At 33.2% G+C, this 25,783-nt stretch carries 24 protein-coding genes and 1 pseudogene; 24 read left to right on the forward strand and 1 reads right to left on the reverse strand.

Going from position 1 to position 25,783, the window contains the following annotated elements:
• Positions 1–79: 79 nt before the first annotated feature.
• Together VQL36_RS10510 and VQL36_RS10515 are read left to right on the forward strand one after the other, a co-directional pair.
• On the forward strand, positions 80–718 hold the full coding sequence (locus VQL36_RS10510) for a TetR/AcrR family transcriptional regulator (protein ID WP_349249263.1): 639 nt from the start codon (positions 80–82) through the stop codon (positions 716–718).
• A gap of 432 nt (positions 719–1,150) precedes the next feature.
• Positions 1,151–1,459 carry an MTH1187 family thiamine-binding protein gene (locus VQL36_RS10515; RefSeq protein ID WP_349249264.1) on the forward strand — a complete coding sequence of 103 codons (309 nt, stop codon included), beginning with the start codon at positions 1,151–1,153 and terminating at the stop codon, positions 1,457–1,459.
• Between the two features lie 359 nt (positions 1,460–1,818).
• On the opposite strand, the gene VQL36_RS10520 is transcribed toward VQL36_RS10515, so the two are convergent.
• Positions 1,819–3,021, reverse strand: coding sequence for an MFS transporter (locus VQL36_RS10520; protein ID WP_349249265.1), 1,203 nt, complete (start codon positions 3,019–3,021; stop codon positions 1,819–1,821).
• Between the two features lie 200 nt (positions 3,022–3,221).
• On the opposite strand from VQL36_RS10520, the gene VQL36_RS10525 reads away from it, so the two are divergent.
• The 22 genes and pseudogenes from VQL36_RS10525 to rarD all read left to right on the forward strand — a co-directional run bounded on the left by VQL36_RS10525 (position 3,222) and on the right by rarD (position 25,563).
• Positions 3,222–3,959: a FadR/GntR family transcriptional regulator gene (locus VQL36_RS10525; RefSeq protein WP_349249266.1), complete on the forward strand. Its 738-nt coding sequence runs from the start codon at positions 3,222–3,224 to the stop codon at positions 3,957–3,959.
• A 96-nt stretch (positions 3,960–4,055) separates the two neighbouring features.
• Entirely contained in the window at positions 4,056–4,943 is an 888-nt protein-coding gene (locus VQL36_RS10530) for a dihydrodipicolinate synthase family protein (protein WP_349249267.1), read from the forward strand.
• A 19-nt stretch (positions 4,944–4,962) separates the two neighbouring features.
• Positions 4,963–6,399 (forward strand): aldehyde dehydrogenase family protein, encoded by a 1,437-nt coding sequence (locus VQL36_RS10535; protein ID WP_349249268.1) that lies wholly within the window; start codon positions 4,963–4,965, stop codon positions 6,397–6,399.
• A gap of 80 nt (positions 6,400–6,479) precedes the next feature.
• Positions 6,480–6,755, forward strand: a complete 276-nt coding sequence (locus tag VQL36_RS10540) for a (2Fe-2S)-binding protein (RefSeq protein WP_349249269.1) — start codon at positions 6,480–6,482, stop codon at positions 6,753–6,755.
• Positions 6,748–7,083: a (2Fe-2S)-binding protein gene (locus VQL36_RS10545; RefSeq protein WP_349249270.1), complete on the forward strand. Its 336-nt coding sequence runs from the start codon at positions 6,748–6,750 to the stop codon at positions 7,081–7,083. The genes VQL36_RS10540 and VQL36_RS10545 overlap by 8 nt, the downstream gene beginning before the upstream one ends.
• Positions 7,080–8,318: an NAD(P)/FAD-dependent oxidoreductase gene (locus VQL36_RS10550; RefSeq protein ID WP_349249271.1), complete on the forward strand. Its 1,239-nt coding sequence runs from the start codon at positions 7,080–7,082 to the stop codon at positions 8,316–8,318. Before VQL36_RS10545 ends, VQL36_RS10550 begins: the two co-directional genes overlap by 4 nt.
• Positions 8,308–9,498, forward strand: coding sequence for an FAD-dependent oxidoreductase (locus VQL36_RS10555; protein ID WP_349249272.1), 1,191 nt, complete (start codon positions 8,308–8,310; stop codon positions 9,496–9,498). Before VQL36_RS10550 ends, VQL36_RS10555 begins: the two co-directional genes overlap by 11 nt.
• 12 nt (positions 9,499–9,510) lie before the next feature.
• Positions 9,511–10,533, forward strand: a complete 1,023-nt coding sequence (locus VQL36_RS10560) for a proline racemase family protein (RefSeq protein WP_349249273.1) — start codon at positions 9,511–9,513, stop codon at positions 10,531–10,533.
• Between the two features lie 20 nt (positions 10,534–10,553).
• Positions 10,554–11,549, forward strand: a complete 996-nt coding sequence (locus VQL36_RS10565) for a proline racemase family protein (RefSeq protein ID WP_349249274.1) — start codon at positions 10,554–10,556, stop codon at positions 11,547–11,549.
• A gap of 193 nt (positions 11,550–11,742) precedes the next feature.
• A pseudogene (locus tag VQL36_RS10570) lies at positions 11,743–12,275 on the forward strand (IS607 family transposase).
• Positions 12,253–13,383, forward strand: coding sequence for an RNA-guided endonuclease TnpB family protein (locus tag VQL36_RS10575; RefSeq protein ID WP_349247502.1), 1,131 nt, complete (start codon positions 12,253–12,255; stop codon positions 13,381–13,383). Before VQL36_RS10570 ends, VQL36_RS10575 begins: the two are co-directional and overlap by 23 nt.
• 214 nt (positions 13,384–13,597) lie before the next feature.
• Positions 13,598–14,461 carry a YitT family protein gene (locus tag VQL36_RS10580; RefSeq protein WP_349251164.1) on the forward strand — a complete coding sequence of 288 codons (864 nt, stop codon included), beginning with the start codon at positions 13,598–13,600 and terminating at the stop codon, positions 14,459–14,461.
• Positions 14,462–14,678: 217 nt separating this feature from the next.
• Complete coding sequence (locus VQL36_RS10585) at positions 14,679–15,698, forward strand: fatty acid desaturase (protein ID WP_349249275.1); 1,020 nt, start codon at positions 14,679–14,681, stop codon at positions 15,696–15,698.
• A 226-nt stretch (positions 15,699–15,924) separates the two neighbouring features.
• Positions 15,925–16,557: a GDSL-type esterase/lipase family protein gene (locus VQL36_RS10590; RefSeq protein ID WP_349249276.1), complete on the forward strand. Its 633-nt coding sequence runs from the start codon at positions 15,925–15,927 to the stop codon at positions 16,555–16,557.
• An 83-nt stretch (positions 16,558–16,640) separates the two neighbouring features.
• Positions 16,641–17,777: an Ada metal-binding domain-containing protein gene (locus VQL36_RS10595; RefSeq protein ID WP_349249277.1), complete on the forward strand. Its 1,137-nt coding sequence runs from the start codon at positions 16,641–16,643 to the stop codon at positions 17,775–17,777.
• Positions 17,778–17,875: 98 nt separating this feature from the next.
• Positions 17,876–18,769, forward strand: a complete 894-nt coding sequence (locus VQL36_RS10600; protein WP_349249278.1) for a copper oxidase — start codon at positions 17,876–17,878, stop codon at positions 18,767–18,769.
• A 223-nt stretch (positions 18,770–18,992) separates the two neighbouring features.
• Positions 18,993–19,376, forward strand: coding sequence for a helix-turn-helix transcriptional regulator (locus VQL36_RS10605; protein ID WP_349249279.1), 384 nt, complete (start codon positions 18,993–18,995; stop codon positions 19,374–19,376).
• A 122-nt stretch (positions 19,377–19,498) separates the two neighbouring features.
• The gene (locus tag VQL36_RS10610) at positions 19,499–19,948 is read left to right on the forward strand and encodes a MarR family winged helix-turn-helix transcriptional regulator (RefSeq protein ID WP_349249280.1); all 450 of its coding nucleotides are present in this window, start codon (positions 19,499–19,501) and stop codon (positions 19,946–19,948) included.
• 102 nt (positions 19,949–20,050) lie between these two features.
• Entirely contained in the window at positions 20,051–22,390 is a 2,340-nt protein-coding gene (gene gshAB, locus VQL36_RS10615) for a bifunctional glutamate--cysteine ligase GshA/glutathione synthetase GshB (RefSeq protein WP_349249281.1), read from the forward strand.
• A gap of 47 nt (positions 22,391–22,437) precedes the next feature.
• On the forward strand, positions 22,438–23,403 hold the full coding sequence (locus VQL36_RS10620) for an ABC transporter ATP-binding protein (RefSeq protein WP_349249282.1): 966 nt from the start codon (positions 22,438–22,440) through the stop codon (positions 23,401–23,403).
• Positions 23,400–24,512 carry an ABC transporter permease gene (locus tag VQL36_RS10625; protein WP_349249283.1) on the forward strand — a complete coding sequence of 371 codons (1,113 nt, stop codon included), beginning with the start codon at positions 23,400–23,402 and terminating at the stop codon, positions 24,510–24,512. Before VQL36_RS10620 ends, VQL36_RS10625 begins: the two co-directional genes overlap by 4 nt.
• A gap of 127 nt (positions 24,513–24,639) precedes the next feature.
• Positions 24,640–25,563 carry an EamA family transporter RarD gene (gene rarD / locus VQL36_RS10630; protein WP_349249284.1) on the forward strand — a complete coding sequence of 308 codons (924 nt, stop codon included), beginning with the start codon at positions 24,640–24,642 and terminating at the stop codon, positions 25,561–25,563.
• Positions 25,564–25,783: the final 220 nt, after the last annotated feature.

Raw genomic sequence — 25,783 nt, forward strand, 5'->3', positions numbered from 1 at the left:
TAACATCAAGTTGCATGATTTATACTGAAATGTGGTGAGATTCTAACATTTATGTTAAAATTAATGATAGTGCGTCTGAATGATGATAACTTATGAGACTGTAAGTATGAAAGGAAGTAATAAAATGATGAGTATAAAAAATAATAGACAATTAACTACAAGAGAGAAGATATTAAAGGCTAGTCTTAAGTTGTTTTCTGAAAATGGTTACAAGGGTGCAACATTAAAAAAAATTGCACTTGAAGCAGGTGTTACAGAAATGACAGTATTCAGAATTTTTGAAACAAAAGAAAAGATTTATGAAGAGATCATGGGTACATTTAAATCTTCTTTACCAATTTTAAGAAATTATATTGAAAATGAAGCAACATATGAACTGGAAGTAGATTTGAAGGAAATTACCAAGTTGTTTTATAATCAATTGCTAGATAACGCCCAAATAATGATGATTATTTTTAAAGAGAAGGATATAAAATCTGTTATATCAGATAAAAGTTTACTGGAGATAAGATACTTATTCATTCATTATTTTGACGAATTGAAAAACAAAGGAATAATAAGAGAAGATATCGACTCAGATAATCTAACATTTACTTTTATAACTTCTATACTAGGTTCTTTCTTAACACGACAAAGATTTTTAGATATTTCATTACCACCTCAAGATCATCTCATAGAAGTAATGATGCCTATTTTAATAAGAGGAATTCAATCTTAAATAAATTGAAATTCCCTTCAATATCCCTAAATTATTTTAAACAATACCGGATTAACCCCCGTATTTTGGACATAATCTCTCTTTTTCTAACGGCTTCTTATTATTTCTTTTCTTTTTGACCTTTCACTTTATTGCTTTAAGATGAACTTGCTTGACATGAAGCCACCACGGGCATGATTGTCTACCAAGAGTCAATAAGACTTAAGTTGGTATTGCTTTAATAAGCTATCATGTCCTTAAGCTGTGCTTTTAGACTACACAAAATTCGCTTATACATGTACATCTTTAATTTCATCATATACATCAATGAGCATTGTAATTTTACCCTCTATATAATGAAGAAGGTGATTTTTTTGATATTATTAATTTAAAAATATAATTCAACAGGGAAAACTTATCATGAGTATTAATAATAGAAAGGAGTAATTTAAAATGGCAATCGCTGATATTACTATCATTCCAATCGGAACACAAAATCCTAGTGTTAGTGATTTTGTAGTAGAAATCCATAAAAAGCTTGAAAAGTTTAAAGATAAGATAAAAGTTCAGCTCACACCTATGAGTACACTTATTGAAGGAGATTTAGATGATTTATTTGAAGTCATCAAGGCGATTCATGAAATTCCATTTTCAAAAGGTGCCCAAAGAGTTGCAACTAATATACGTATAGACGATAGAAGAGATAAACCTTTAAATATGGAGGAAAAGGTGAACAAGGTTCAAAGTAAGATGCATAAATGATATAAAAATGAACAAAGATTGAAGGGGCATAACAAACATTTTCATTTTGACGCTAATTTTGTGAAGCAATTACCATGTTAAAAGAAGCTGAAGAAATATGAGTGATTTTTCTTCAGCTTTTCTTTACTTTTAAGAGACTTATCGGACAGCCGATTCTTTCATAGAGTAATGAAAAAGGAGTACCAACAAACATGCCAATATAAGGGAATATCATATTAATTATACAACTGACAGATATGAAAATTGCTTTTGGGATTGAATAGATTGACTTTTGTACGCTCCTATTTTAAATGAAAAATACAACCAAAAGATCTGGAAAAAATCATCAAAAAAGTAAATTTTATATCTTTTAGGATTGATCAATTTCCTTTTGGAAGAAATATAAGCAATATACCTACAAGTGGTAAAAAACTTAACCAATACATGACTTGATCTAAATCTATGATATCAATCGTTAATCCCAGAACTCCAGAACCGATAGCGCCTAAACCAAAAGCTAAACCTAGTATAATGCCAGTGACAGTTCCAATTTTGTTAGGGATCAATTCTTGAGCGTATACGACCATAACAGTAAAGCTAGAAAGCATGATCAATCCGATCATGAAACAAAATAACATAGCCCAATAGGGAGTAGCAAAAGGCAGCGCTAATGAAAAGGGAACTGTACCAAACATAGATAATAACATGATGTTCTTTCTACCCCATCGATCCGATAACGTTCCCCCTAAAAAGGTACCTAACACGCCACCAAATAAAAAGAGAAAAACATACACTTGAGCATCACTAAATGTAAGACGATATTTTTCCATAATATAAAACTGATAGTAACTTGTGATTCCTGAATAGTACCATGTTCTTGCAATAATAAAAATGATTAAAATAGAGAAGACATATATTATTTTCTTTTTATCAATATGGGATGTCTGATGATTACTTTGTTTTTTCTTTAAAATTTGATGACTATAAGTTTTTTTATACCAAATTGATACTTTCATTAGAAAGAGTATTGCTATCATAACCGCTACACTAAACCATAGAGTTCCTGATTTACCTAAAGGGGCAAATACTAATGCAGCCATAATAGGGGCAAACGCTTGTCCAAAATTACCACCCACTTGAAAAATGGATTGTGATAAACCCCTTTTGTTTCCTGCAGCAAAATATACAACTCTTGAACCTTCTGGATGAAATACAGCGGAACCTATACCGATAAACATAATGCCGATAAGTAGTAAATAGTAGTCATCTACAATACCGATAAATAAGACTCCTATTAATGTAAATAACATTCCTAGTGGCAGTGAATAGGGATTAAATCGTGTATCCCCCCACCAACCCATGAACGGTTGTATGATCGCAGTGGTAATACTTAAAGTAAAACCCAATATTCCTATTTGGAAGTATGAAAGATTTAAACTTTCTCTTAAAATTGGATACAAAGCAGGAACAATGGCTTGAACTAAATCATTAAGAAAATGAGTAAAACCCATCAAATATACAATGATAAAAACAGTTTGGTTTTGCGGTATTTCTGTTTGTTTTTCTACTTGCACCATGCTCATTTATACCTCACTTCTTATGTAACTGCACCCGATGGGCATTAGTCTATTTGTAACATATCTTCGAATGAAATAAAAGATCGCAAATCTCTTTTATTAAATATTCATTTTTTTCTTGACTCTGATTGGAAAGTATTGTATTTTAATTAAAAATGGTATGACCATTAGACTTTTTTTGAATTTAACAACATAAGGAGTACGTTATGAAAGATAAAGTAAGTTTAGGAGGGATCTTCAATAAGGTTCAACCTGTAAGAGGATTTGAAGACATTGCAATGCAAATTCAAGAAGCCATTTACAGCGGACAGCTAAAAAGTGGAGATCGTTTACCTAGTGAGCGTGATTTGGCTGAGATGTTTCAAGTGAGCCGATCTAGTGTACGTGAGGCAATTCGTGTCTTAGAAACTGAAAAAATGGTAGAAGTACGCAGAGGAGTTAAAGGTGGAATTATCATTGTTGAACCTAAACCAGAGCAAGTAGGACGTTCTATTGAAGCATTAATACGTTTTAGGGGAGCAACTGCCGAAGAGTTGGGTGAATTCAGAACAGATTTTGAAAGTCAAACTGCATATTTAGCAGCTAAAAGAGCTACACAAGGGCAATTGGATCGTTTACAGGAAATTACAAATTTATTTAGAGATGAATCGAGTACTTTTGATACCCCTTGGTCTACGTTGGTAGAATATGATCTTATGTTTCATGAAGAGGTTGCAAACGCTTCCCACAATAAAATTCGTGTCGCGATTATGATGGCTACTCATGGAATCCTTCAGAAATCATCATTGAGTATAGAGAAAGTAGATACGAAAGAATGGAGAAAACAACAAGCGATAGATTTACAAAATATAACGGATGCTATTACTGAAGGTGATCAAGAAAAAGCAAGAAAAGCGATGGAAGATCATGTGAGTAGAAATGTAGATAAATATATAGATCAATGAACATATAACAGAAAGTTTGAACAAAATCAGCATTTTCAATTTAATTCATTTGAAATGTTTGGTTTTGTTTAAAAAATACAATAAGGAGAGATTCTATTGAAACAGTTTGAAGGTGTTTTTGTAGCCATTGTTACACCATTTACCAAAAATAATGAGGTGGATTATAGTGGATTAAGAGATCATTGTGACTGGTTAATTCGTGAAGGAGTTCATGGTTTAATACCGGCTGGGTCTGTCGGAGAATATGCGGCCCTTACTAAGGAAGAGAGAGCGAAAGTTGTTGAAACAGTAATTGAAACTGCAGCTGGAAGAGTATCAGTAGTTGTAGGTACAGGCGCACCTTCAACTGACCAAGTTGTTTATTGGGTTCAACATGCGAAAGATGCTGGAGCAGCAGGTGTTATGGCACTTCCTCCTATTAATTATAATCCAAGTGAATCGGAGATTATTGCACATTATGAAGCGATTTCAAATGTGGGATTGCCAATCATTGCATATAATAATCCACATGATTATAAAACCGACTTAACCCCGGAATTATTAGGCAAGTTGTCTAAGATTAAAAATGTAGTTGCTGTTAAAGAGTTTTCCGGAGATATTCGTAGAGTTCAAGATATATATGCAAGTGCTGATTTAGAGATTTTAATTGGAGTAGATGATTTAGGTTTCGAAGGTCCATTAATGGGAACAACAGGATGGATTGCTGGATTTGCCAACGCTTTACCTAAGGAAAGTGTAAAAATATTTGAATTAGGCAGACAAGGAAAAACAGAAGAAGCACTCCCTTTATACCGTAAGTTATTGCCTTTATTCCACTATGATGCAAGACCTGAATTAGTGCAAGCAATCAAGTATACATTAGAATTAGCAGGAAGACCTGGTGGACCAACTCGTCCTCCACGATTACCATTAAGTTCATCAGATTTGAAACTAATTAAGGAAGCATATGAACTAGCAATAAGCAAAGATGAAGTTAAAATTTAATAGAAAGGAATGTAACTTTATGAACAGTAAAAATTGGATAGGAGGAGAATGGATTACTCCTAACAATGGTATTGCAGTTGTGAAAAATCCTTCAAATCTCCAAAAAGAAGTAGGCGTGATTCACTTATCCGATGAATCACAAGTATTGCAGGCAGAGCAGTCATCTAAACAAGCCTTTAAACAATGGTCTAAACTTACAGGAGCTGTTCGTGGTGAACATTTGTATAAAATGGCTGCATCTCTTGAAAAGCATAGTGAAGAGTTAGCTACTCTAGCAAGTTCTGAAATGGGTAAACCCATCACTGAAATGAAAGGTGAAGTAACCAGAGGAATTCACTTATTGCGTTATTACGCCGGTGAAGGTGTTCGCTCAGATGGATCAATCATTCCTTCCAGTGATATCAACGTACTACAATATTCACGTCGTGTACCATTAGGTGTTGTTGGTGTCATTACTCCCTGGAATTTTCCTGTGGCGATTCCAATTTGGAAATTTGCACCAGCATTGATATGTGGTAATACTGTCATTTGGAAACCTGCTGAAATTACATCATTAACTGCAACTAAGATGGCAGAAATATTTGAAGAAGCAGGATTGCCGGCGGGTGTATTAAATCTAGTAATTGGAAAAGGAAGAGTTATAGGAGAAACTTTACTAGAGAAAACTGATATAAATGGACTTAGTTTTACTGGATCAACTGAAACAGGGAGAAGAATTGCAGCTACATGCGCAAGTAGAAATATTAAATATCAAACAGAAATGGGCGGTAAAAATGCTGCTATTATTTTGAACGATGCTGATTTAGCTAAAACCATTCCAATGGTCATCAGTGGGGCGTTCCGTTCTTCTGGTCAAAAGTGTACAGCTACAAGCAGAATAATTGTACAAAAAGAGATTTATCCTGCTTTTATTGAACAGTTAGAAAAAGCTGTGTCAGACATTAACATTTCAAATGCATTAGATCCTGCTGCTTATTTAGGTCCAGTTGCTTCAAAATCTCAATATGACATTGTGAATTCATATACTGAAATGGCTCGTAGTCAAGCAGAAGTTATTGCGGAATGTCAAACTTCAATTTCAGAAGAGGGATATTACATTAAACCATTAATTGCATCTGGAGTACAGGCGAACCATTCGCTAGTACAAGAAGAGATCTTCGGACCAGTGGCAGTGACTTTACAGGCTAAAAGCTTTGAAGAAGCAATTGAACTATGTAACCAAACCATATTTGGTCTAAGCGCTTCTTTATTTACAACTGATTTATCTAAGGCACATCGATTTTTAGATGAAGCAAATGCTGGTATGGTAAGAGTGAATCAAGAAACAGCTGGAGTAGAATATCAGGCTCCATTTGGTGGGATGAAACTTTCAAGCTCACATACTCGTGAGCAAGGACAGGCTGCTTTAAGTTTTTATAGTGAAATTAAAACTTGCGCAATTAAACACACATTCTAAGAACAAAGGAAACTTCAACCTTTATTGGCAAGGGAAGAATGCGCTAAATGTTGTTTTTTTAGTGAATCAGGGGGATTGTTATGAGAGACCGTAAAACAATCATATGTCGTTGTGAAGAAGTAACATTGGATCAATTAGTTCATGCTGCAGAGTCATATCGATGCTCCTCAAGAGAGCTAAAACTGCGTACTAGAGCAGGCATGGGTCAATGTGGGGGTAGGACATGTCGTGCTTTGATAGATACAATTGTCCAAAAGTGTACAAATGATCCTACACCACATGATATACCGCTTGGTTATCAAGCTCCAATACGTCCAGTTACATTTTCATTATTAGGGGAAATGGATCATGACTAAAAGTAGAATTGTGGATCACCCTGTTCTCGGTCGTTTAAAAGAACGAGATAAGGTTCATTTTACTTTTGATAACAAAGAATATATTGGCTATGACGGGGAAACAATAGCAGCTGCTCTGTTGGCAAATGGAGAGCGTGTTTTACGCTGCCATGAGGAGACAGGAAATTTACGTGGAATCTACTGCAATATTGGTCATTGTATGGAATGTCGTGTAACCGTTGGCAATCAAAAATCAGTGCGCGCATGTCTAACTTTAATAGAAGAGGGGATGTGCGTAAATTCTGGAAAGAAATTGCCTACACCATTTAAGAAAGGTGAAACACTATGATAGATGTAATTATCGTAGGAGCTGGACCTGCTGGCTTATCAGCAGCTAACGTTTGTGCCAAAAATGGTTTAAAAGTAAAAGTTATTGATGAGTTTATGAAAGCTGGTGGGCGATTACTTGGGCAATTACATGAGGAACCGGATGGTACTTGGTGGAATGGTATGGAGGAAGCTAAGAAACTAAATGATGAAGCTCAACAGTTAAAAGTAGAAGTCGAATGTGGTGTTTCTGTTTACAACATAAAAAAATTAAATAAAAGTTGGAAAGTTTATACTACAATAGGGGACTTTCAAACAAAGGCACTATTGTTAGCTACTGGTGCTGCTGAAATTCCAATACCTATTCCAGGTTGGACACTTCCAGGCGTGATGTCGATTGGAGCTGCTCAGGTGATGACAAATGTACACAGAGTCAAAGTTGGAAATCGAGGAATAATCGTAGGCATTAATATTTTGTCATCAGCCATTTCCAGAGAGTTGCAATTGGCAGGAATTGAAGTTTCCAGTATGTATCTACCTGGTATAAATATAGCTAATGGTGATCATGGGAACCCATTAATTACTATGAGATCTATGTTGAAAGCAGCTTCTTTAGCTCCATCAAAATTCATTCGTTTTGGTAGCAAATTAATGAAATATGAATTTCTTCACTCTTTAGCATTAAAGTTTTATCCTAAAGGTGGGATGAAAGTCTGGGGTATACCAGTCCATTTACGAAAAGCAGTAATTGAAATTGTAGGCGATAAGCAGGTTGAAGGTGTTCGTGTAGCGCATGTAGATATGAAAGGAGAGCCTATTTTATCCTCAGAAGAATTCGTTCCAGCTGATTTTGTCTGCATTGCAGGTGGGCTATATCCATTAGTAGAGTTAGCTGCAATAACTGGTTGTCCATTTCAATATGTTTCTGAATTAGGTGGTCATGTCCCTGTCCATAGTGAAAAGATGAAAACACCATTAGAAGGTTTGTATGTTGCTGGAAACATCACCGGCATTGAAAACGCTAAGATAGCTATGAATCAAGGAACAGTAGCTGGCTACTCTGTGGTTCAAGATTTGATAAATAAAAAAGAAATGATTGAAGTTCAACTAAAACAAGCTATGAAAGCAGTTGAACACACTCGTGATCAAGCGACGATTCAATTTCATTCTGATATACGTAATGGGCGTAAGAAAGTGTATATGTCATTTAAAGATAAGGGTTTAATTATGAAAAAGAGGAATTTCTATGGAGAGTAGAAATACAGAGGTATTAATCATTGGTGGTGGTGTTATAGGTGCAGCGATTGCCTATTATGCTGCAAAAAGCGGAATGGAAGTTACTCTCATTGACAAGGGTGATATTGCTTGTGGTACCTCCTCTCGTTGTGATGGAAATATTCTAGCCATTGATAAAGAACCCGGATTTGATAGTCTGATGTCTTTAGAAAGTCAAAAACTAGTTCACCAACTAAGCAAAGAACTTGAGCTTGGATTTGAATATCGAGCCCCTGGCAGTATTTTAGTTTGTGAAAGTGAAGACGAGATGATCGCTGCACAGTGTTGGGTAGATAGACAGAAAAAAGCAGGTCTTTCTATTAAAATGTTAGATCGAAGTGACATCAAACAAGAATCTCCTTATTTTGCTGATGATTTATTGGGTGGACTTGAATGTGAATCTGACTCAACCATTAATCCTTATTTGTTTACGTATTCTTTGTTTCAAGGAGCTATAAAGTATGGAGCAAAAGTGAAACTTAGATGTGAAGTAAAAGGAATGACAAGGAATACTGAAACGGGTTTATTTAAAGTTAACACGGATCAAGGTGAAATTATTGCAAAAAAAATAGTTAATGCAGGTGGGGTTTGGGCACCGTTCTTAGGAAGTATGCTAGATTTAAATATTCCTATTAAACCAAGAAAAGGTCATATCATAGTAGCTTCACGAGATATGCCTGTAGGATTGAGAAAAGTGATGGAATTTGGATATTTGATGTCTAAATTCGGTAAAGAAAGAAAAGTAGATGAGGATACAGATAAGTATGGTGTAGCACTTGTATTTGAACCGACAGAAAGCCAGAACTTTTTAATCGGAAGCAGTCGTGAATTTGTAGGATTTAACACAAAGGTGGATATGGATGTAGTTAATTGTATTGCCCGCAGAACGATCCGATTTTATCCCAAAATAGCTGATTTCCTACTTATTCGTTCATATGCAGGGTTAAGACCATGGACACCTGATCACTTACCCATTGTCTCCCCAGTAGAGAAAATTCCAAATTATTATATTGCTGCAGGTCATGAAGGAGACGGTATTAGTCTTGCTGCAATTACTGGGAAATTAATGAAAGAGTTATTACATGAACAAAGTAATACTATCGTCCCTACCGATCCTCTACGTTTTAGTAGATTTCAAAATGTGTCCACGATTCAAACATAAGAGGGTGTATTTATGAAAAGTAATAAGATGTTTAAAACAATAGATACTCATACTGGTGGAAATCCAACTCGAACTGTCATCAGTGGACTTCCTAAATTGTCTGGTAAAACGATGTCGGATAAAATGCTTCAAATGAAAGAAGAGTTTGATTGGATTCGAAAATTGCTGATGTTTGAGCCGAGAGGTCACGATGTGATGTCTGGAGTTTTACTAGTGGAACCATGCCATCCTGATGCAGACTTAGGTGTTATTTATATTGAGACAGGTGGTTATTTACCGATGTGTGGCCACGATACAATTGGGTTTTGTACGGCGATGATTGAATCCGGTATGGTAGATGTTGTAGAACCTATAACAACGTTAACTTTAGATACACCAGCAGGGTTGGTAAAGACGGAAATATTAGTTGAAAAGGGAAAAGCAAGGGAAGTTTCTTTTCTTAATATAGACTCATTTTTGTACAAAAGTGTTGAGGTATACATTGAAGGTATTGGGAACATATCATGTGATATTGCCTATGGAGGAAATTTTTATGCCATTACAGATGCTAGGAGACTAGATATTGATTTAATCCCTTCTAATTCAGCGGAAATTATAGAATTAGCCATAAAAATTCGAAAAGAAATTAATCGAACCGTTAAAGTTGTTCATCCTCAATTTCCCTTTATTCACGGTTGTACTCATGTGGAGTTTTTTACGGATCCATCCCATAAAGATGCTCATGTGAAAAATACTGTTGTTGTGCCTCCCGGAGGTATTGATCGCTCACCATGTGGAACAGGAACTTCTGCCAAATTAGCAACTTTATTTGCATATGAACAAATTAAAATAGAAGATGAGTTCGTACATGAAAGTATAGTTGGCACTTTGTTTAAAGCGAAGGTCAAAGAAAAAACACAAGTTGGAAAACTTCCTGCAGTTGTCACAGAAATTACAGGATCTGCATGGGTCATGGGATTTCACACCTTTTTTAGTCATGATGAGGATGAGTTGAATGAAGGGTTTTTACTCATTCCACAAGCTGAAGATCATTAATAAATAGGAGTGGATAAGTGATGGAAATGGTAAAACACTTTACGACGACGGATCTTCATTCAGCTGGTGAACCTTTAAGAGTTATTACCGCAGGAATCCCTTTTATAATGGGGAATACAATGTTGGAGAAACATGTTTATTTTCATGATCACTTTGATTACGTAAAAAACATCTTACTTAGTGAACCTCGAGGTCATTTAGGCATGAAAGGATGTATCATCACACCTCCAATTGATGAGGAATCTGAATTTGGTGTTTTATTTATTAATCATGATGAAGATTACATTTTATGCAGCCATAGTATTATTGCAGTTATTACATACATGTTAGAAACGGGAATGGTTCAATTAAATGAATACAAGCAAGTAATTATAGATACTCCTTCTGGAAAAGTAGTTACAAAACCAGTATTTAAAGAATCTCAGGTTATAGAGGTTTCGCTCGATCTTATACCCGCATACGTCTATAAAAACAACATTGCAATTCGTTCACATGGAATAGATCTAATGATCGACCTTGGGTTTAGTAATGATTCTTTTTATGTGATGATTAATGCAGCAGAATTAGGTTTAAAAGTTGAAATAGATCAGCTCCCTGAACTTAAAAAATGGACTCAAATTATAATGAAAGAGATTGAAGAATTGAATCTGATACAAGAAGAGAATCAAATTATTAAGGGAACTATTTTTTCTAACTCACCTGAAAATTCTGATTCAAATTTACGCTATGTTACTATATTTGGAAATGGGCAAATTGATCGCTCTCCCTATGGAGCTGGAGTAGGTGTGCAATTGGCACAGCTTCATCAAAAAGGAAAACTAGGTATAGGAGAGCGAATTATCCTCGAGAGTATCATAGGAGCTAGAGCCAATTGCAGTATATCCTTAGATCATAATAAGCTAACAAAATCAAAATTTATTGTTCCTCATATTTGTGGAAGAGCATTTATTACAGGCATGCATCAATTTGTTGTAGACCCATCAGATCCTTTATTTGAAGGATTTTTATTAAAGTAAGTTATTGAAATTTTAAAATTAAATATGTGTTTAAAATGATTGACTTTTATTTCACCTTGCAGGTATAGTAATTCTGTGTGATAAGAGCGAAGTTAGGAGGGTAATAACAGTTAAATAACAATTATGAAAGTCTATAAAACTCTTTATCTTTTTTTACTATAGTTGGTATAATTAGGATAAGGAGTTGATAGATTTGAAATATTACTCAATAGGCCAATTTGCAAAGTTAATTGGAAAAACAAAGGATACATTGCGAAATTGGGATAAACAAGGAAAATTTAAGCCTGATCACGTGTCAGTTATTGTAGAGTGTCCTCCCATAAGCAAAAAGATGATCTTGAAAGACAGATAGAAAACGTAAGAACCTATATGTTAGCAAAAGGTTATCAATTTGAAATCATTTCTGATATTGGCAGTGGGATTAACTACAATAAAAAGGGATTAAATCAACTCATAGATAAGATTACGAATTCAGAAGTAGAGAAAGTAGTCATCCTTTATAAAGATCGTTTAATTCGATTTGGTTTTGAATTAATAGAAAATCTATGTGACAAATATGGAACAACAATTGAAATTATAGATCACACGGAAAAAACCGAAGAACAAGAATTAGTTGAGGATTTAATTCAAATTGTGTTTAGTTGCAGACTTCAAGGTAAAAGAGCCAACAAAGCTAAGAAAATGATTAAGGAGTTAGTTGAAGATGATCCTAGCCAAGAAAATTAGAATCAAGCCGAATGAAGAGCAAGAGCAGAAGCTTTGGCAATCCGTTGGTACAGCAAGATTCATCTACAACTGGACATTGGCAAGACAAGAAGAAAACTACAACAACGGTGGGAAGTTTATCTTAGATGGTACGTTGAGGAAAGAACTAACCCAATTAAAGAAAACTGAGTTGCAATGGCTAAATGAAGTGTCAAATAACGTGGCTAAACAAGCTGTTAAAGATGCTTGTAATGCTTATAAACGTTTCTTTAAAGGTCTGGCTGACAAACCAAAGTTTAAGAGCAGACGTAAAAGTAAACCATCGTTTTACAATGACACGGAAAAGTTGAAAGTAAAGCCAATGAAAGTGTTGATCGAAAAGGTAGGATGGGTTAACACAACTGAACAAATTCCGATGGAAGTGAAATACATGAACCCTAGAGTAAGTTTTGACGGAAAGTACTGGTATTTATCCGTTGGAGTGGAAGAAGAACAATCGAAAATTGAATTAACAGATGAAGTTATCGGTGTTGATGTAGGTATTAAAGATTTAGCTGTATGTAGTAATGGAATGACGTTTAAAAATATAAACAAAACAAAAAGAATCAAAAAGATGGAAAAGAAGTTGCGTAGGTTGCAACGCACCCTATCAAAAAAATATGAAATGAATAAGGAGGGAAACCGTTTCGTCAAAACATGCAACATTATAAAACTCGAAAAGAAAATAAAGTTAGTACACCGTAAATTAGCAAATATAAGAAACAATTATTTGCATCAAACAACGAATGAGATCGTGAAAACCAAGCCATCTAAAGTTGTTATGGAAGATTTGAATATTAAAGGCATGATGAAAAACAAACATTTATCCAAAGCGATTGCAAAACAATGTTTACATGAGTTTAAAAAACAAATGGAGTACAAATGTAAGTTTTATGGAATTGAATTAATACTCGCTGATAAATGGTATCCATCTTCTAAGACATGTAGTTGTTGTGGAGAAGTAAAAAAAGACCTTAAACTATCAGATCGTACATACCAATGTAATTCATGTGGTTTGGTGATAGATCGAGACTATAATGCAAGTCTGAATCTATCAAACTATCAACAAATCAGCGTAATATCACTTTAAAAGATATCGTTGATGTGTACCATTTGTTGTATGGGAATTTACGCCCTTGGATGTGTTATATCAAACGAGAGTAGCCATGGCAAAATCGGACACGATGAACAGGGAAATAAACATGACTTTATAGAGTTTTATAAGGTTTTGGCAACGGGAGATTTTGGTTAGTAAAAAAACAAAAAAAATACAATTTAATATACTATTATTTTTGAGAAAAAATATAACCAAAACTCGGGTCATTAAAACATTTATTGTTATTATAGGCGCATTTTTCAATGCTGTAGCTTTTAATTTATTTTTAATACCCGCAGATGTTTATTCAAGTGGTTTTGCTGGACTAGCTCAGCTTATATCAAGTGTTGTTGAAGATTTTACGCCATTTCCATATCCTATCTCTACAGGTACTGTCTTATTTATATTGAATATCCCTATCGCAATTGTGGGTTGGAGATATTTAGGGAAATCTTTTACTCTGTATAGTTTTTTTAGTGTTATGTTATTAGCCCTGTTTATGAAGTTTATTCCAGTTTATGCTGTAGCTGAAAATGATATTTTATTAAATGCTGTTTTCGGAGGTGTTATGTCTGCAATTGGTGTGGGATTGACTCTAAAGTGGGGTGCTTCTACTGGAGGTATGGATGTCATTGTAATGATACTATCAAGATTGAAGGATCGACCTGCAGGAACTTACTATTTAATCTTAAATGGAGCTATTATTACAGCTGCTGGAGCATTGTATGGTTGGCAAAATGCACTTTATACATTAGTGGCTTTATATGCTTCAACTCGTGTAATTGATGCAATACATACACGTCATATTAAATTAACAGCGATGATTATTACATCAAAACCTGATCAATTAGAAGCAGCGATTCGAGAAAAACTATCTAGAGGAATTACAAAACTTCCTGCAAAAGGCTCTTATTCCAAAGAAGATAAAGAGATGTTATTAATTGTGATCACTCGTTATGAATTATTTGACTTGAAAAAAGTGTTAAGTGATACAGATCCTAACGCTTTTACTAATATCGTACAAACGACAGGGATTTTTGGATTTTTTAAGAAAGAATCTAAGATGGATTAAAAAATAAATAAACATTAGTCTCTTGATACGAAACAATGTATAATAGATATGTTGTGCTTAATGATTGTTTATTGTTTATTCATATTTTCAAAGAATGAATATTTTTGCTAGATTTAAACAATTTGAAGTGGAAACTCTTGATTTAACGTCTAAAATAACAAAATAAAAAACACGATTAACGATTAACTATGAACTTTAAATTGTTTAGGGGGAAAACATGAGCAAAAAAAACCGCATTAATTTTAAAAAATTGCTAGCACCTTTCGAAAAATCTAGTACCAAATCAAGTACGAGGCAAGTATTGAATACATTTCTACCGTTTTTTTTACTATGGTTCGCAGCGTATCTAAGTTTAAATGTTTCTTTTTGGTTATCTCTTTTGTTTTCGATCCCTGCTTCAGGGTTTTTAGTACGAATTTTTATTATATTTCATGATTGCTGCCATCAATCCTTTTTCAAAAGTCGAATGAAAAATGATATTCTCGGTTCGATAAGTGGAGTATTAACCTTGTTTCCTTATGAAAAATGGAAAAGAGAACATTCCATTCATCACGCTACAAATGGAAATCTTAATAAAAGAGGTACTGGAGATATATGGGTTCTTACAGTTGATGAATACATGAAAGCATCATTCTGGAAAAGATTAGCCTACCGTCTATATAGAAATCCACTTATAATGTTTGGATTAGGTCCCATTTATATTTTAATTATTTTAAATCGTTTTAATGCAAAAGATGCAAAAAGGAAAGAACGAATCAGCACTTATTTGACTAATTTGTTTATTATTGTTGTATATACTTTAATGTGTTTTGCCATTGGATGGAAAGCATTCTTAATGATTCAAGCGCCCATTCTTTTTGTTAGTGGTGTACTAGGAATATGGTTATTTTATGTTCAACATCAATTTGAAGATTCTTATTTTGAAGATGAAGAGAATTGGGATTATGTTAAAGCCGCAATAGATGGCAGCTCCTATTATGAATTACCAAAAATTTTACAGTGGATTACTGGAAATATTGGTTTCCATCATGTTCATCATTTGAGCTCAAAAATACCTAATTATAATTTGGAAAAGGTGCATAAATCAATTTCTGAATTAAAAAAGGCAACTACCATTAAAATAGGAACCAGTTTAAAATCACTTCGTTTTAAACTTTGGGATGAGAGACGAAAAACTTTTATCAGTTTTAGAGAATTAAAGAAGTTCTATTTTAATACGAAAGTAAATGTAAAGTAATTCATTGTTGTTGAATAAAAAAATTCCTTTAAGAATGGTGTGAAATTATGTGGGTTCCTACATAAATACACATCATAATTGAAGGAGTTTTTTTTAATCTCTCTAGACCTAGTAAACAATTATGGTCATTTATTCTAATGGGCGTGAACCCATTACGAAATAATTGCATAGGATATAGAACCAAAAAAGGTCGGTTAATACAAAAGGCTAGAGAGGATGATTCAAGTTGATTAACTATTTGGCTTTAGGTGATTCCTTAACGGTTGGTGTAGGTGCCCCATCTCCACAATATGGTTTTGTACCTAGGTATATTTCAATGACAAATAAAGAATTAAAAAAATATGTTTTTTGTGAAAATATAGGTGTGTCTGGTGCAACTTCAGATGATGTTTTAGATATGGTTTCTAATTCTGAGGAGATTCAAGTACTAATCATGCAATCGGAACTGATTTCCATTACGGTAGGTGGGAATGATATGAAAAATGCTGCACTACAATTTTTAAGAAGTAAAAATCAAAGTGTATTAGCTGCAGCTCTAAAGCGATTTAATTGTAATTTTGATAATATCATTGATACTATCCATCGAATAAAAAGATATGATAGAAAAAATTATATTTTAAGGGGGATGAATTTATATAATCCATTCCCAAATACAGCTGGAACCGAAGCTTGGGTTAGACGATTTAATCAACATATACAAAGCTTTGAAGGTAAGAATATCCGCATCGCTAACATATATCCAATTTTTGTAGGAAGAGAAAAAGAATTATTATCATCAGACAAATTCCATCCAAACGGTAAAGGCTATTATTTGATGGCTCAATCATTAAATGAATTAGGTTATTATCCATTATATTGAATTGAGCTTATGTTTCTTGATCTATATAATATATACTATATATCTTATATTACTTGGAGGAAATGAGAAATGAGGAATTGGTTATGGAACATAAGCTAAGTCATGATGAGATGTATCAGATTATGAAAAATTCCGATTCATCATATGATGGGGATATTTTTATGTGTAATAAGTTAAATCAAACTTATTGTTTAGCTTCATGTGAGGCAGCCTTACCTAAAATTGAACAGGCAGAATTTGTTCACTCTTATGATGAGGCAGAAGCTAAGGGTTTTCAGCCTTGTAAATTGTGCAACCCTAATGTTTTCCATATCAAATGGGTTGATTGCGTTGATAGTATAGAAATCGAACTTCCTAATGAATTTGATTTTAATGAATGTTTGGTTTTTTTTAAAAGATCAGAAGAAGAATGTTTACATAAGGTTGTTCAAAATAATGTGTTTAAATTGCTAAAATTTGATAAAAGATTTGTGTTATTAAAAATATCAAGTGTTGATAAAAAAATGATCATTGCATTTTTGAATGGAATTCCAACAAGTTGGATGAGGGCTCAAACCGCAAAATATATTTGGGATATGTTTGATCTTGATACAGATCTGAACCCGTTTTATTCCTCTTTGAGAAATGATCCCATCATGGGAAAACTTATTAAGTCTTATTTTGGATTAAGACTAATTAAAATTAATGATTTATTTGAAGCGTTATGTTGGTCTATTCTTGGACAACAGATCAATTTGAAGTTTGCTTATACATTAAAAAAACGTTTTGTTCATACATATGGTGAAAAATTTACAAATGAAGATGAAGATTATTGGATCTTTCCAAATGCGGGTCGTATATGTGAAATCCGTATTGAAGATTTAAGGGAAATGCAAATTTCAACAAGAAAAGCAGAGTATATTGTTGGGGTTGCAAAGATGATAATGGATGGAACCTTAAATCAAAAAAAACTAAGATTTGAAAATAATTATGATAAAATGATGAATCAACTTACTTCTATTAGAGGAATAGGAAAATGGACAGCAGATTATACCATTATGAAGTGTTTTTCTATTAATAGTGCATTTCCTATAGCAGATGTAGGAATTCATAATGCTTTAAAAACAATCTTAGCATTAAACCAAAAACCATCCATTGATGAAATAGAGGATTTAGTTAAACAATGGAAAGGTTGGGAGTCTTACGCTGCGTTTTATCTTTGGAGATCGTTGTATGATTAAATAATTGAATTGTAACATATCTATATCTTAAAGATTGCACATACAATATAATAAAGCTTAAATTACTGCCCTTCTAATACATTAAGGGGGAGATTAAATTGGTTATAACTCCAGGGATTCCTAACCTACCTTACGTTATGAAAGATGGTATGAAACACTTTACATTAGTAGCCGAACCTGTTACCCAACAATTGCTGCCTGGACTGTATATGAATGGGTGGGGATATAATGGGAATATTCCAGGTCCTACAATACAGGTTTTTCACGGAGATAGAGTAAATATTAGAGTATATAATAAGCTTCCAGAACCTACAAGTGTTCATTGGCATGGGTTAGATGTTCCTAATGTCATGGATGGAGTGCCAGAAGTAGAACCATCACCAAGGATTGATCCAAATCATTATTTTGACTATCAATTTAAAATTACTAATCCACCAGGTTCACATATGTATCATACACATTACCATACTGCTAAACAAGAAATGATGGGACTAGGTGGAACTTTTATAATATTAGAACCACCTCAAAAACAATCTGTAGTTCAAAGAGACTATTTTATTATGTTACAAGAGTTTGCAGTTATAGGACTCAAAGAAGGCACATTAGTTCCAGGCACATATAACCTTGATCCTATGTCACACGATTTAAATTTCTTTACTATAAACGGAAGGTGCTTTCCTTATACTTTACCACTCTTCGTTAATAAAGGTGAAAACATAAGAATTAGAATTGGTAATTTAGGAATGAATGCTCACCCCATCCATCTACATGGACACCAATTTAAAGTGACTGCTACTGATGGCAATTCTTTTACAGAGAGTAATCAATATTTGAAAAATACGATATTAGTAGGTGCTGGTGAAACATATGATACTCAGTTTTTTACCAATAATCCTGGGGTATGGCCATTGCATTGTCATATTCCTCATCATATATCTAATAATTCTACAACAAATACTGGCGGCATGTTTACAACTGTTGTTTATAAGTGAATCGTTTAAGCTTTGCTTAAACATCGAGAAATCAGATGAAGACTCTACTCCACCTGATTTGAAAATCCCACCTATAGAGGTGGGCGTCTGTACGCAAAATATTTTTGGATAAAATTTTTCAAAGCATTGTTATTTTAAAATGAATCTATTAAAATTAAATATTTAAGAGGTAAAAACAAAAATATTTAAAAAGGACTTTAACAGATTTAAAGGAGACATCAAGATGGGAACTGTGATTTTACATAAACCTTCACAAAAAATACTTAATAAATTGAAGGAGTTAGAAAATAGAGAAGTTACAAAATCTGAAATGATAGGGATTAACATATATTTACTCCGAGAAAAGAAGCAACTGACACAAAAAAAATTATCAATAGAGAGTGGCTTGTCAATTTCTTCGATTTCAAAAATGGAACGAGGAAAAAGAGTAGCACATAAAACAGTTCATCAAATATGTAGTTATTTAGGATATTCAATGAAAGAATTACAAAATAAAATCATTTTAAACTCAGAAGAAACAGGTATTGATATTGAGATCCAATTAAAAAAAGAGAGAAAGATGTTAGATTTAGATTTAGAATTACTCAGTTTATTAGGAGTTAAATAGAGTTTTTGATTCATCCTTTATAGGGCTAATTAATACAAGGGTGACTTCAAATCGGCAATTACTTGCAAATTACAAATAATATAGCTATAATCTTACTGAACATACAATAAGGGGTTGACGCAATGAATCAGTTTAGAGACTCCATGTTAATATTATCTAGGAAGTTTGGCATACTAAATGAGCAATCTTGTGTAAATTGTTGTGGCAAGGAACTATCACTTGTGCAAAGTCATATATTATATGAAGTAAATCGCCAAAACCAACCTTCAATGCAAGATATTGCAGGTGCTTTGAGTATGGATATCACAACTTTTAGTCGACAAGTTAAAAATTTGGTTGATAAAAACTTAGTTAAAAAAACACCTGATTTAAATGATAATCGAATTCATATTTTGTCCCTAACAGATAGAGGTAGGGAAATTCGATCAAAAATAGATCAAGAATTTGACATTTATCTTGAGCAAGTATTGTCCCAATTAAGTGATTTCGAACGGGATACGATCATAAGATCCATTGAATTATTAAATATTTCAATGAATAAAACCGCGGTTTGTTGTACTCCAGCAAATTGAGTGAATTTCGAATTAAAACTTGTATTATGCAAGTTTATATTACTTAACTTTTTCTTTCACTGGATGATATAAACTTTTCAGAAAGGAAGGTGAAGAAATTAAATGGAGAATCAATTTTATGAAATTGTTCAAAACTTGAAGCTTGAACACGAACTTTTAAAAGGGAATTTTGGTTTAGAAAAAGAAAATGTAAGGGTGAATGAATTAGGTGAACTCGCTTTAACCCCTCACCCTGCAGTTTTTGGGAATAAATTAACACATCCATTTATTACGACTGATTTTTCAGAGAGTCAAATAGAAATGATTACACCGATGTTTCATACACTTGAAGAAAGTTTTAATTTTCTAGAAAATATCCATCACATCATTACATTAGAGCTTAAAGAAGAATATTTATGGCCACAGAGTAATCCCCCTATGCTTCCTGAAGAAGAACAGATTCCAATTGCAAAATACGAAAATTCGAAAAAGGGAAAAGAAGCTGAACAGTACAGAGAGAAATTAGCAGCTGGTCACGGTAAGAAGAAACAAATGATTTCTGGGATTCATTATAACTTTTCTTTACAAGAGGAGTTTTTAAAAAAAACTTATAAAGAATCAGAAACAAATAAAACTTTTAAGCAGTTTAAAAACGATATTTATTTACAAATAAGCAGACATATTTTGGAATACAGATGGTTGCTCATTTATTTGTTTGGAGCTAGTCCGGGTGTGCATTCAAGTTATAAAAAGGAATGCGTAGAGATCATGGAGAAGCTAGATCAAGAAAGTTCATATTTTCAATATGCCAGTTCTTTTCGGAATGGGGTTTGTGGTTATAGAAATGAAGGTGAGTTGATTGTATCCTATCGTACTGTAGATGAGTATGTAAGTGATATGAAAAAGCTGATAAAAGAAGGTAAACTTCAAAGTGCTAAAGAATATTATAGTCCGGTTCGATTGAAATCGAAGAATAATTCTAATTTATTAACATCACTAGAGAAGGAAGGAATTGAGTACCTTGAGTTAAGGATTCTTGATTTAAATCCATTTTTAAAAATAGGTGTAGATTTAGAAACTCTTTATTTTGTTCATTTATTTACTTTATTTGGTTTATATAAAAAAGAAATAAATAAAAATGAAAACTCACAGATGACTTCTCTAATAAATCATGAGTTAACTGCTAGCTTAGGCAGAAAGCAAAACCTGAAGCTTTTTAAAACATTTCAAGAAGTAGTTTCAATGCATACATGGGGGATTGAAATTTTAAATGAGATGGATACTTTTGTTTCTAATCTAGGTATAAGGAGGGAATATTTCCAACAAATTATTTATAATGCAAAACAAAAATTTAAACATCCTGAAAAAGGTACCTCATCACTAATATTAAAAGCAATCCGAGAAAAATCGTTTATTCAGTTCCATATGGATAAAGCAAAGCAATATTTGAATAGAAGTAAAGCAAAACCTTATAATCTTATAGGCTATGAAGATATGGAACTATCCACACAAATTTTATTAAAAGATGCGATAAAGAAAGGAGTTTATTTTGAGATTTTAGATCGAAAAGACAATTTTATATTATTGTTTAAAGGATCTAAGAAAGAATATATTAAACAAGCAACGAAAACATCATTGGATTCATACAGTACCATTCAATTGATGGAAAATAAATTAGTAACAAAAAAAGTGTTGTATGAACAAGACATAAATGTTCCTATGGGTAAGCATTATCTTGCTATGGATAAAGCATTATCAGATTACTTTTATTTTAAAGAAATAGCAATTGTCATTAAACCAAAATCAACAAATTTTGGTTTGGGTATATCGATACTAAAAGAGAATTATTCCCAACACACATACAAGAGAGCTGTTGAACTGGCGTTTCAATACGACGATTCTATACTGATAGAACAATTCATAAGTGGTAAAGAATATCGGTTTTTTGTGATTCAAGATGAAGTTGTAGGTATTCTGCATCGAGTTCCGGCTAATGTAGCAGGGGATGGACATTCGAATATAGAAAAATTAGTACAGGAAAAAAATACAAATCCTTTAAGAGGTGAGGGATATAGAACTCCCTTAGAAAAAATCAAATTAGGTGAAAGTGAGGAAATGTTTTTAGCTAGTCAAGGGTTGAATTTTCAATCCATTCCCAAGATGGGAGAGATCGTTTACTTAAGAGAGAACTCTAACATAAGTACTGGTGGAGATAGTATTGATTTTACAGATACTATTCATAAATCGTATAAAGATATCGCCGTATTTGCTGCACAAACAGTGGGAGCTTCTATTTGTGGAGTAGATATGATTATTAAAGATGATCATTCACAATATATCAAAGAAAATTACAGCATTATAGAATTGAATTTTAACCCAGCTATTCATATTCATTGTTATCCTTTCAAAGGTGAAGATAGGAGACTTGGAGAAAAAATATTAGAAGCACTCGGATTTTATTAAGTTCAATCATAAAAATTTAAAGTTCATAGGAGGGTGAGAAGCAAGTAATGAGTGAATTAAATAGGGGTGAACCCGTTATTAAAATACAAGAATTGTTTAAAAAATATGGTCAATTCATTGCAGTGAATAAAATTGATTTTGAAGTAAAGCAAGGTGAGGTTTTTGGATTATTAGGTCCTAATGGTGCTGGGAAAACTACAACGATGGAAATGATAGAGGGATTGAGGAAACCTGATGGTGGGAGAGCTTTAGTTGCAGGTTTCGATACTCAGAAACAGTTATATAAAGTAAAAGAAGTCATTGGTGTTCAGCTTCAATCTACTTCATTGTTTGATTTATTAAAAGTAAAAGAAATCACACAAATGTATGCAAGTTTTTATCCTAAGCCTGTTGAAATTGAACCTTTGTTAGAAAGTGTTAATCTAGAGGAAAAAATGAACGATAGGGTAAAAAATCTTTCAGGAGGACAGAAACAACGTCTGGCCATTGCGTTAGCTTTAGTTAATGATCCTAAAGTTATTTTCTTGGACGAGCCTACAACGGGCCTTGACCCACAAGCTAGAAGAACGTTATGGGATATTATTTTAAAATTAAAAGAGAAGGGGAAGACGATCATATTATCTACTCATTACATGGATGAAGCCCATATATTATGTGATCGTATATGTTTAGTAGATCAAGGCAATATCATTGCTTTGAACACACCTCAAGAGTTAATAAAAAGCCTAGACTCGCAAAGTGCAGTGGAGTTTAATTTATCAAATATGGATTTGTTGAATGATGCTGATAAAAAACAGTTGGAGCATGAGTTTGGTAAAATGGCTGCGGTGAAGCAAGTGGATATTCATCATGACACCTATGTATTGTATACAGATCAATTACAGGAAACTTTAACAGATTTAATACAACAAGCAGAAGAAAAAAAGATTAATTTAGCTGATTTACAAACTAGAACGGCTACATTAGAGGATGTATTTATACATATGACAGGAAGGAGTCTGAGAGAAGAATGAAGGGATATCGACAATTAACGATAGCACAATTGAGAATATTTATACGTAATCGTCAAGTTCTTTTTTGGACATTATTTTTCCCTATTTTTTTAATGATTATGATTGGCTCCTTTTTAGGTGGAGGGAACGACGTTTCTTTACAAGGTGTTATCATTGATATGGATGAATCAAACGATTCCAAGATGTTTGTAGATGGATTAATATCAAATCAAACTTCTGTTGATGCTCCAGTATCTATACAATTTGAGGTTTCAGAAGATGAATTGATTGCAAAGGAACAGCTTAAACAAGGAGATATTCAACTTATCGCAATTGTACCTGAAGGGTATAGTGATGAAGTTAATGCTGTAGATGGATCATCCAATATTATTTTGTATTACGATGAAACTGATCAATTAAGGTCAACGATTGGAATTGGATTAGTTGAAGGTGTAGTAGATCATATTAGTAAGCAAATGGCTGGTTATGAACCTGTTATTACAGTACAACAAGAAGGACTACAATCTATAAATTTGCAGTACATTGATTTTCTTGTCCCAGGTATTGTAGCGATGATGATCATGTCAAATAACCTTAATGGTGTGGCTGGTCAAATTGCATCCTGGAGAGAACGAGGAGTTCTTCGAAGAATGCAAAGTACAACTTTGAAAGCGTCCACTTTTATTGCTGCTCAAATTACAGCTAGACTCATATTAAATGGTCTACAAGCTTTAATCGTATTATTAGTAGGAAGTTTCATTTTTGGAACACAAGTAAATGGATCTTGGTTATTATTAATTATGTTTGTCGTTTTAGGAACATTAACCTTTATGTCAATTGGTTTCATTATTGCCTCTGTAGCTAAAACACCTGAGAGTGCAGGACCTATAGCTGGCTTTATTTCATTCCCGTTATTGTTTCTAGGCGGTGTCTTTTTTCCAATCGACGATATGCCATCATATTTACAGCCTATTGTAAACTCTCTTCCTATTGCTCATTTAAGTACAGCTTTTAGACAGATTATGAATGTAGGTGCTGATTTAACAACTTTATGGAGTGAAGCTCTTTTATTAAGTGGATGGATGATTGTAGCGTTTATTATTGCTAGCATCACATTTAAATGGGATTGATGTTTCACAATATATATAATTTTATAAGAGGTTTGGTATTGCACAGCTCATCATTCGAATGGCTCCACATTTTTTAATTCTATTTATGTATCATTTTATTTCGAAATTATTACAAGGGGTTGTTTGTTTGAATACAAATAAAAATACATTTTTTATTGGAACTTTATACTCACTTGCAGCGTATGTTCTATGGGGATTGCTTCCGATTTATTGGAAGTGGATCGAACATGTCCCAGCAGGAGAAATTTTGGCTCATCGAATTGTGTGGTCTTTTGTTTTCGTAATCGGAATTATTTATGTAACTAAGAAATCTTCAACGTTCAGGCAGCAGATATATTTGTTTTGGAAAACTCCCAAAAGTATGATACCTGTTTTAATTGCAGGGATGCTTATTAGCTGTAATTGGTTCATATATATTTGGGCTGTGAATCATGAACAAATAGTTGAAGCAAGTCTTGGTTATTATATGAATCCTTTACTTAGTGTTTTATTAGGAGTGATTGTTCTAAGAGAGAAGATGTCCAATTGGCATATCATTGCGTTGTTTTTTGCAGGAATAGGTGTAGCTATATTAACGATTCAACATGGACAAATCCCTCTAATATCAATTGCTCTAGCCCTTAGTTTTGCATTATATGGATTAGTAAAAAAAATAATTAAGCTTGATTCTGTATTTTCTCTGGCTATTGAAACAGCTCTAGTATTGCCAATAGCATTGATTTATCTAAGTAGCTTACAAGGAAGAGGTGCCGGGACTTTTTTAACCTCCTCATTATCAACAACTATTTTGTTAATTTGTACGGGAGTAGCAACTGCTTTGCCATTATTATTTTTTGCTGAGGGATTACAAAGAATTTCGCTATCATTAAATGGTTTTTTTCAATATTTAGCGCCAACGATAAGTTTAATACTGGCTATATTTGTGTATCATGAACCGTTTTCAAAAATACAACTGATTAGTTTTATGTTTATTTGGTCTGGTTTAATCCTGTTTACACTTTCTAGCACAAACCTAGCTAGGGTTTCGGAGAAAAAAACAGCAAGCGTGTAGTTTGAAGTTTAATTTATTTTATTTTCACGTAGCATTCATTTAACTTTAGAATATTGAATAATATAGTTTATAGAGGTAATAATTTTTTTCCACTTATTGTGATTCATCTGAAATTATGAGTACTTTATGTTATGATAGTAAATGGATTTATTCATGATATTCCTCACTCCCTCGATAGAATCATGAAATGTTAATAAAGAGAAAACGAAGTAATTTAACC

This window comes from Chengkuizengella sp. SCS-71B, from assembly GCF_040100845.1.
Classification (GTDB): domain Bacteria; phylum Bacillota; class Bacilli; order Paenibacillales; family KCTC-33759; genus Chengkuizengella.

Coding starts and splice junctions, on each gene's coding strand:
- VQL36_RS10545 (WP_349249270.1), top strand. CDS start 6,748: ATGACTAAAAGTAGAATTGTGGATCACCCTGTTCTCGGTCGTTTAAAA.
- VQL36_RS10595 (WP_349249277.1), top strand. CDS start 16,641: ATGGAACATAAGCTAAGTCATGATGAGATGTATCAGATTATGAAAAAT.
- VQL36_RS10550 (WP_349249271.1), top strand. CDS start 7,080: ATGATAGATGTAATTATCGTAGGAGCTGGACCTGCTGGCTTATCAGCA.
- VQL36_RS10625 (WP_349249283.1), top strand. CDS start 23,400: ATGAAGGGATATCGACAATTAACGATAGCACAATTGAGAATATTTATA.
- VQL36_RS10520 (WP_349249265.1), bottom strand. CDS start 3,021: ATGAGCATGGTGCAAGTAGAAAAACAAACAGAAATACCGCAAAACCAA.
- VQL36_RS10585 (WP_349249275.1), top strand. CDS start 14,679: ATGAGCAAAAAAAACCGCATTAATTTTAAAAAATTGCTAGCACCTTTC.
- VQL36_RS10575 (WP_349247502.1), top strand. CDS start 12,253: ATGATCCTAGCCAAGAAAATTAGAATCAAGCCGAATGAAGAGCAAGAG.
- VQL36_RS10610 (WP_349249280.1), top strand. CDS start 19,499: ATGAATCAGTTTAGAGACTCCATGTTAATATTATCTAGGAAGTTTGGC.
- VQL36_RS10555 (WP_349249272.1), top strand. CDS start 8,308: ATGGAGAGTAGAAATACAGAGGTATTAATCATTGGTGGTGGTGTTATA.
- VQL36_RS10560 (WP_349249273.1), top strand. CDS start 9,511: ATGAAAAGTAATAAGATGTTTAAAACAATAGATACTCATACTGGTGGA.
- VQL36_RS10510 (WP_349249263.1), top strand. CDS start 80: ATGATGATAACTTATGAGACTGTAAGTATGAAAGGAAGTAATAAAATG.
- gshAB (WP_349249281.1), top strand. CDS start 20,051: ATGGAGAATCAATTTTATGAAATTGTTCAAAACTTGAAGCTTGAACAC.
- VQL36_RS10565 (WP_349249274.1), top strand. CDS start 10,554: ATGGAAATGGTAAAACACTTTACGACGACGGATCTTCATTCAGCTGGT.
- VQL36_RS10540 (WP_349249269.1), top strand. CDS start 6,480: ATGAGAGACCGTAAAACAATCATATGTCGTTGTGAAGAAGTAACATTG.
- VQL36_RS10605 (WP_349249279.1), top strand. CDS start 18,993: ATGGGAACTGTGATTTTACATAAACCTTCACAAAAAATACTTAATAAA.
- VQL36_RS10535 (WP_349249268.1), top strand. CDS start 4,963: ATGAACAGTAAAAATTGGATAGGAGGAGAATGGATTACTCCTAACAAT.
- VQL36_RS10620 (WP_349249282.1), top strand. CDS start 22,438: ATGAGTGAATTAAATAGGGGTGAACCCGTTATTAAAATACAAGAATTG.
- VQL36_RS10525 (WP_349249266.1), top strand. CDS start 3,222: ATGAAAGATAAAGTAAGTTTAGGAGGGATCTTCAATAAGGTTCAACCT.
- VQL36_RS10515 (WP_349249264.1), top strand. CDS start 1,151: ATGGCAATCGCTGATATTACTATCATTCCAATCGGAACACAAAATCCT.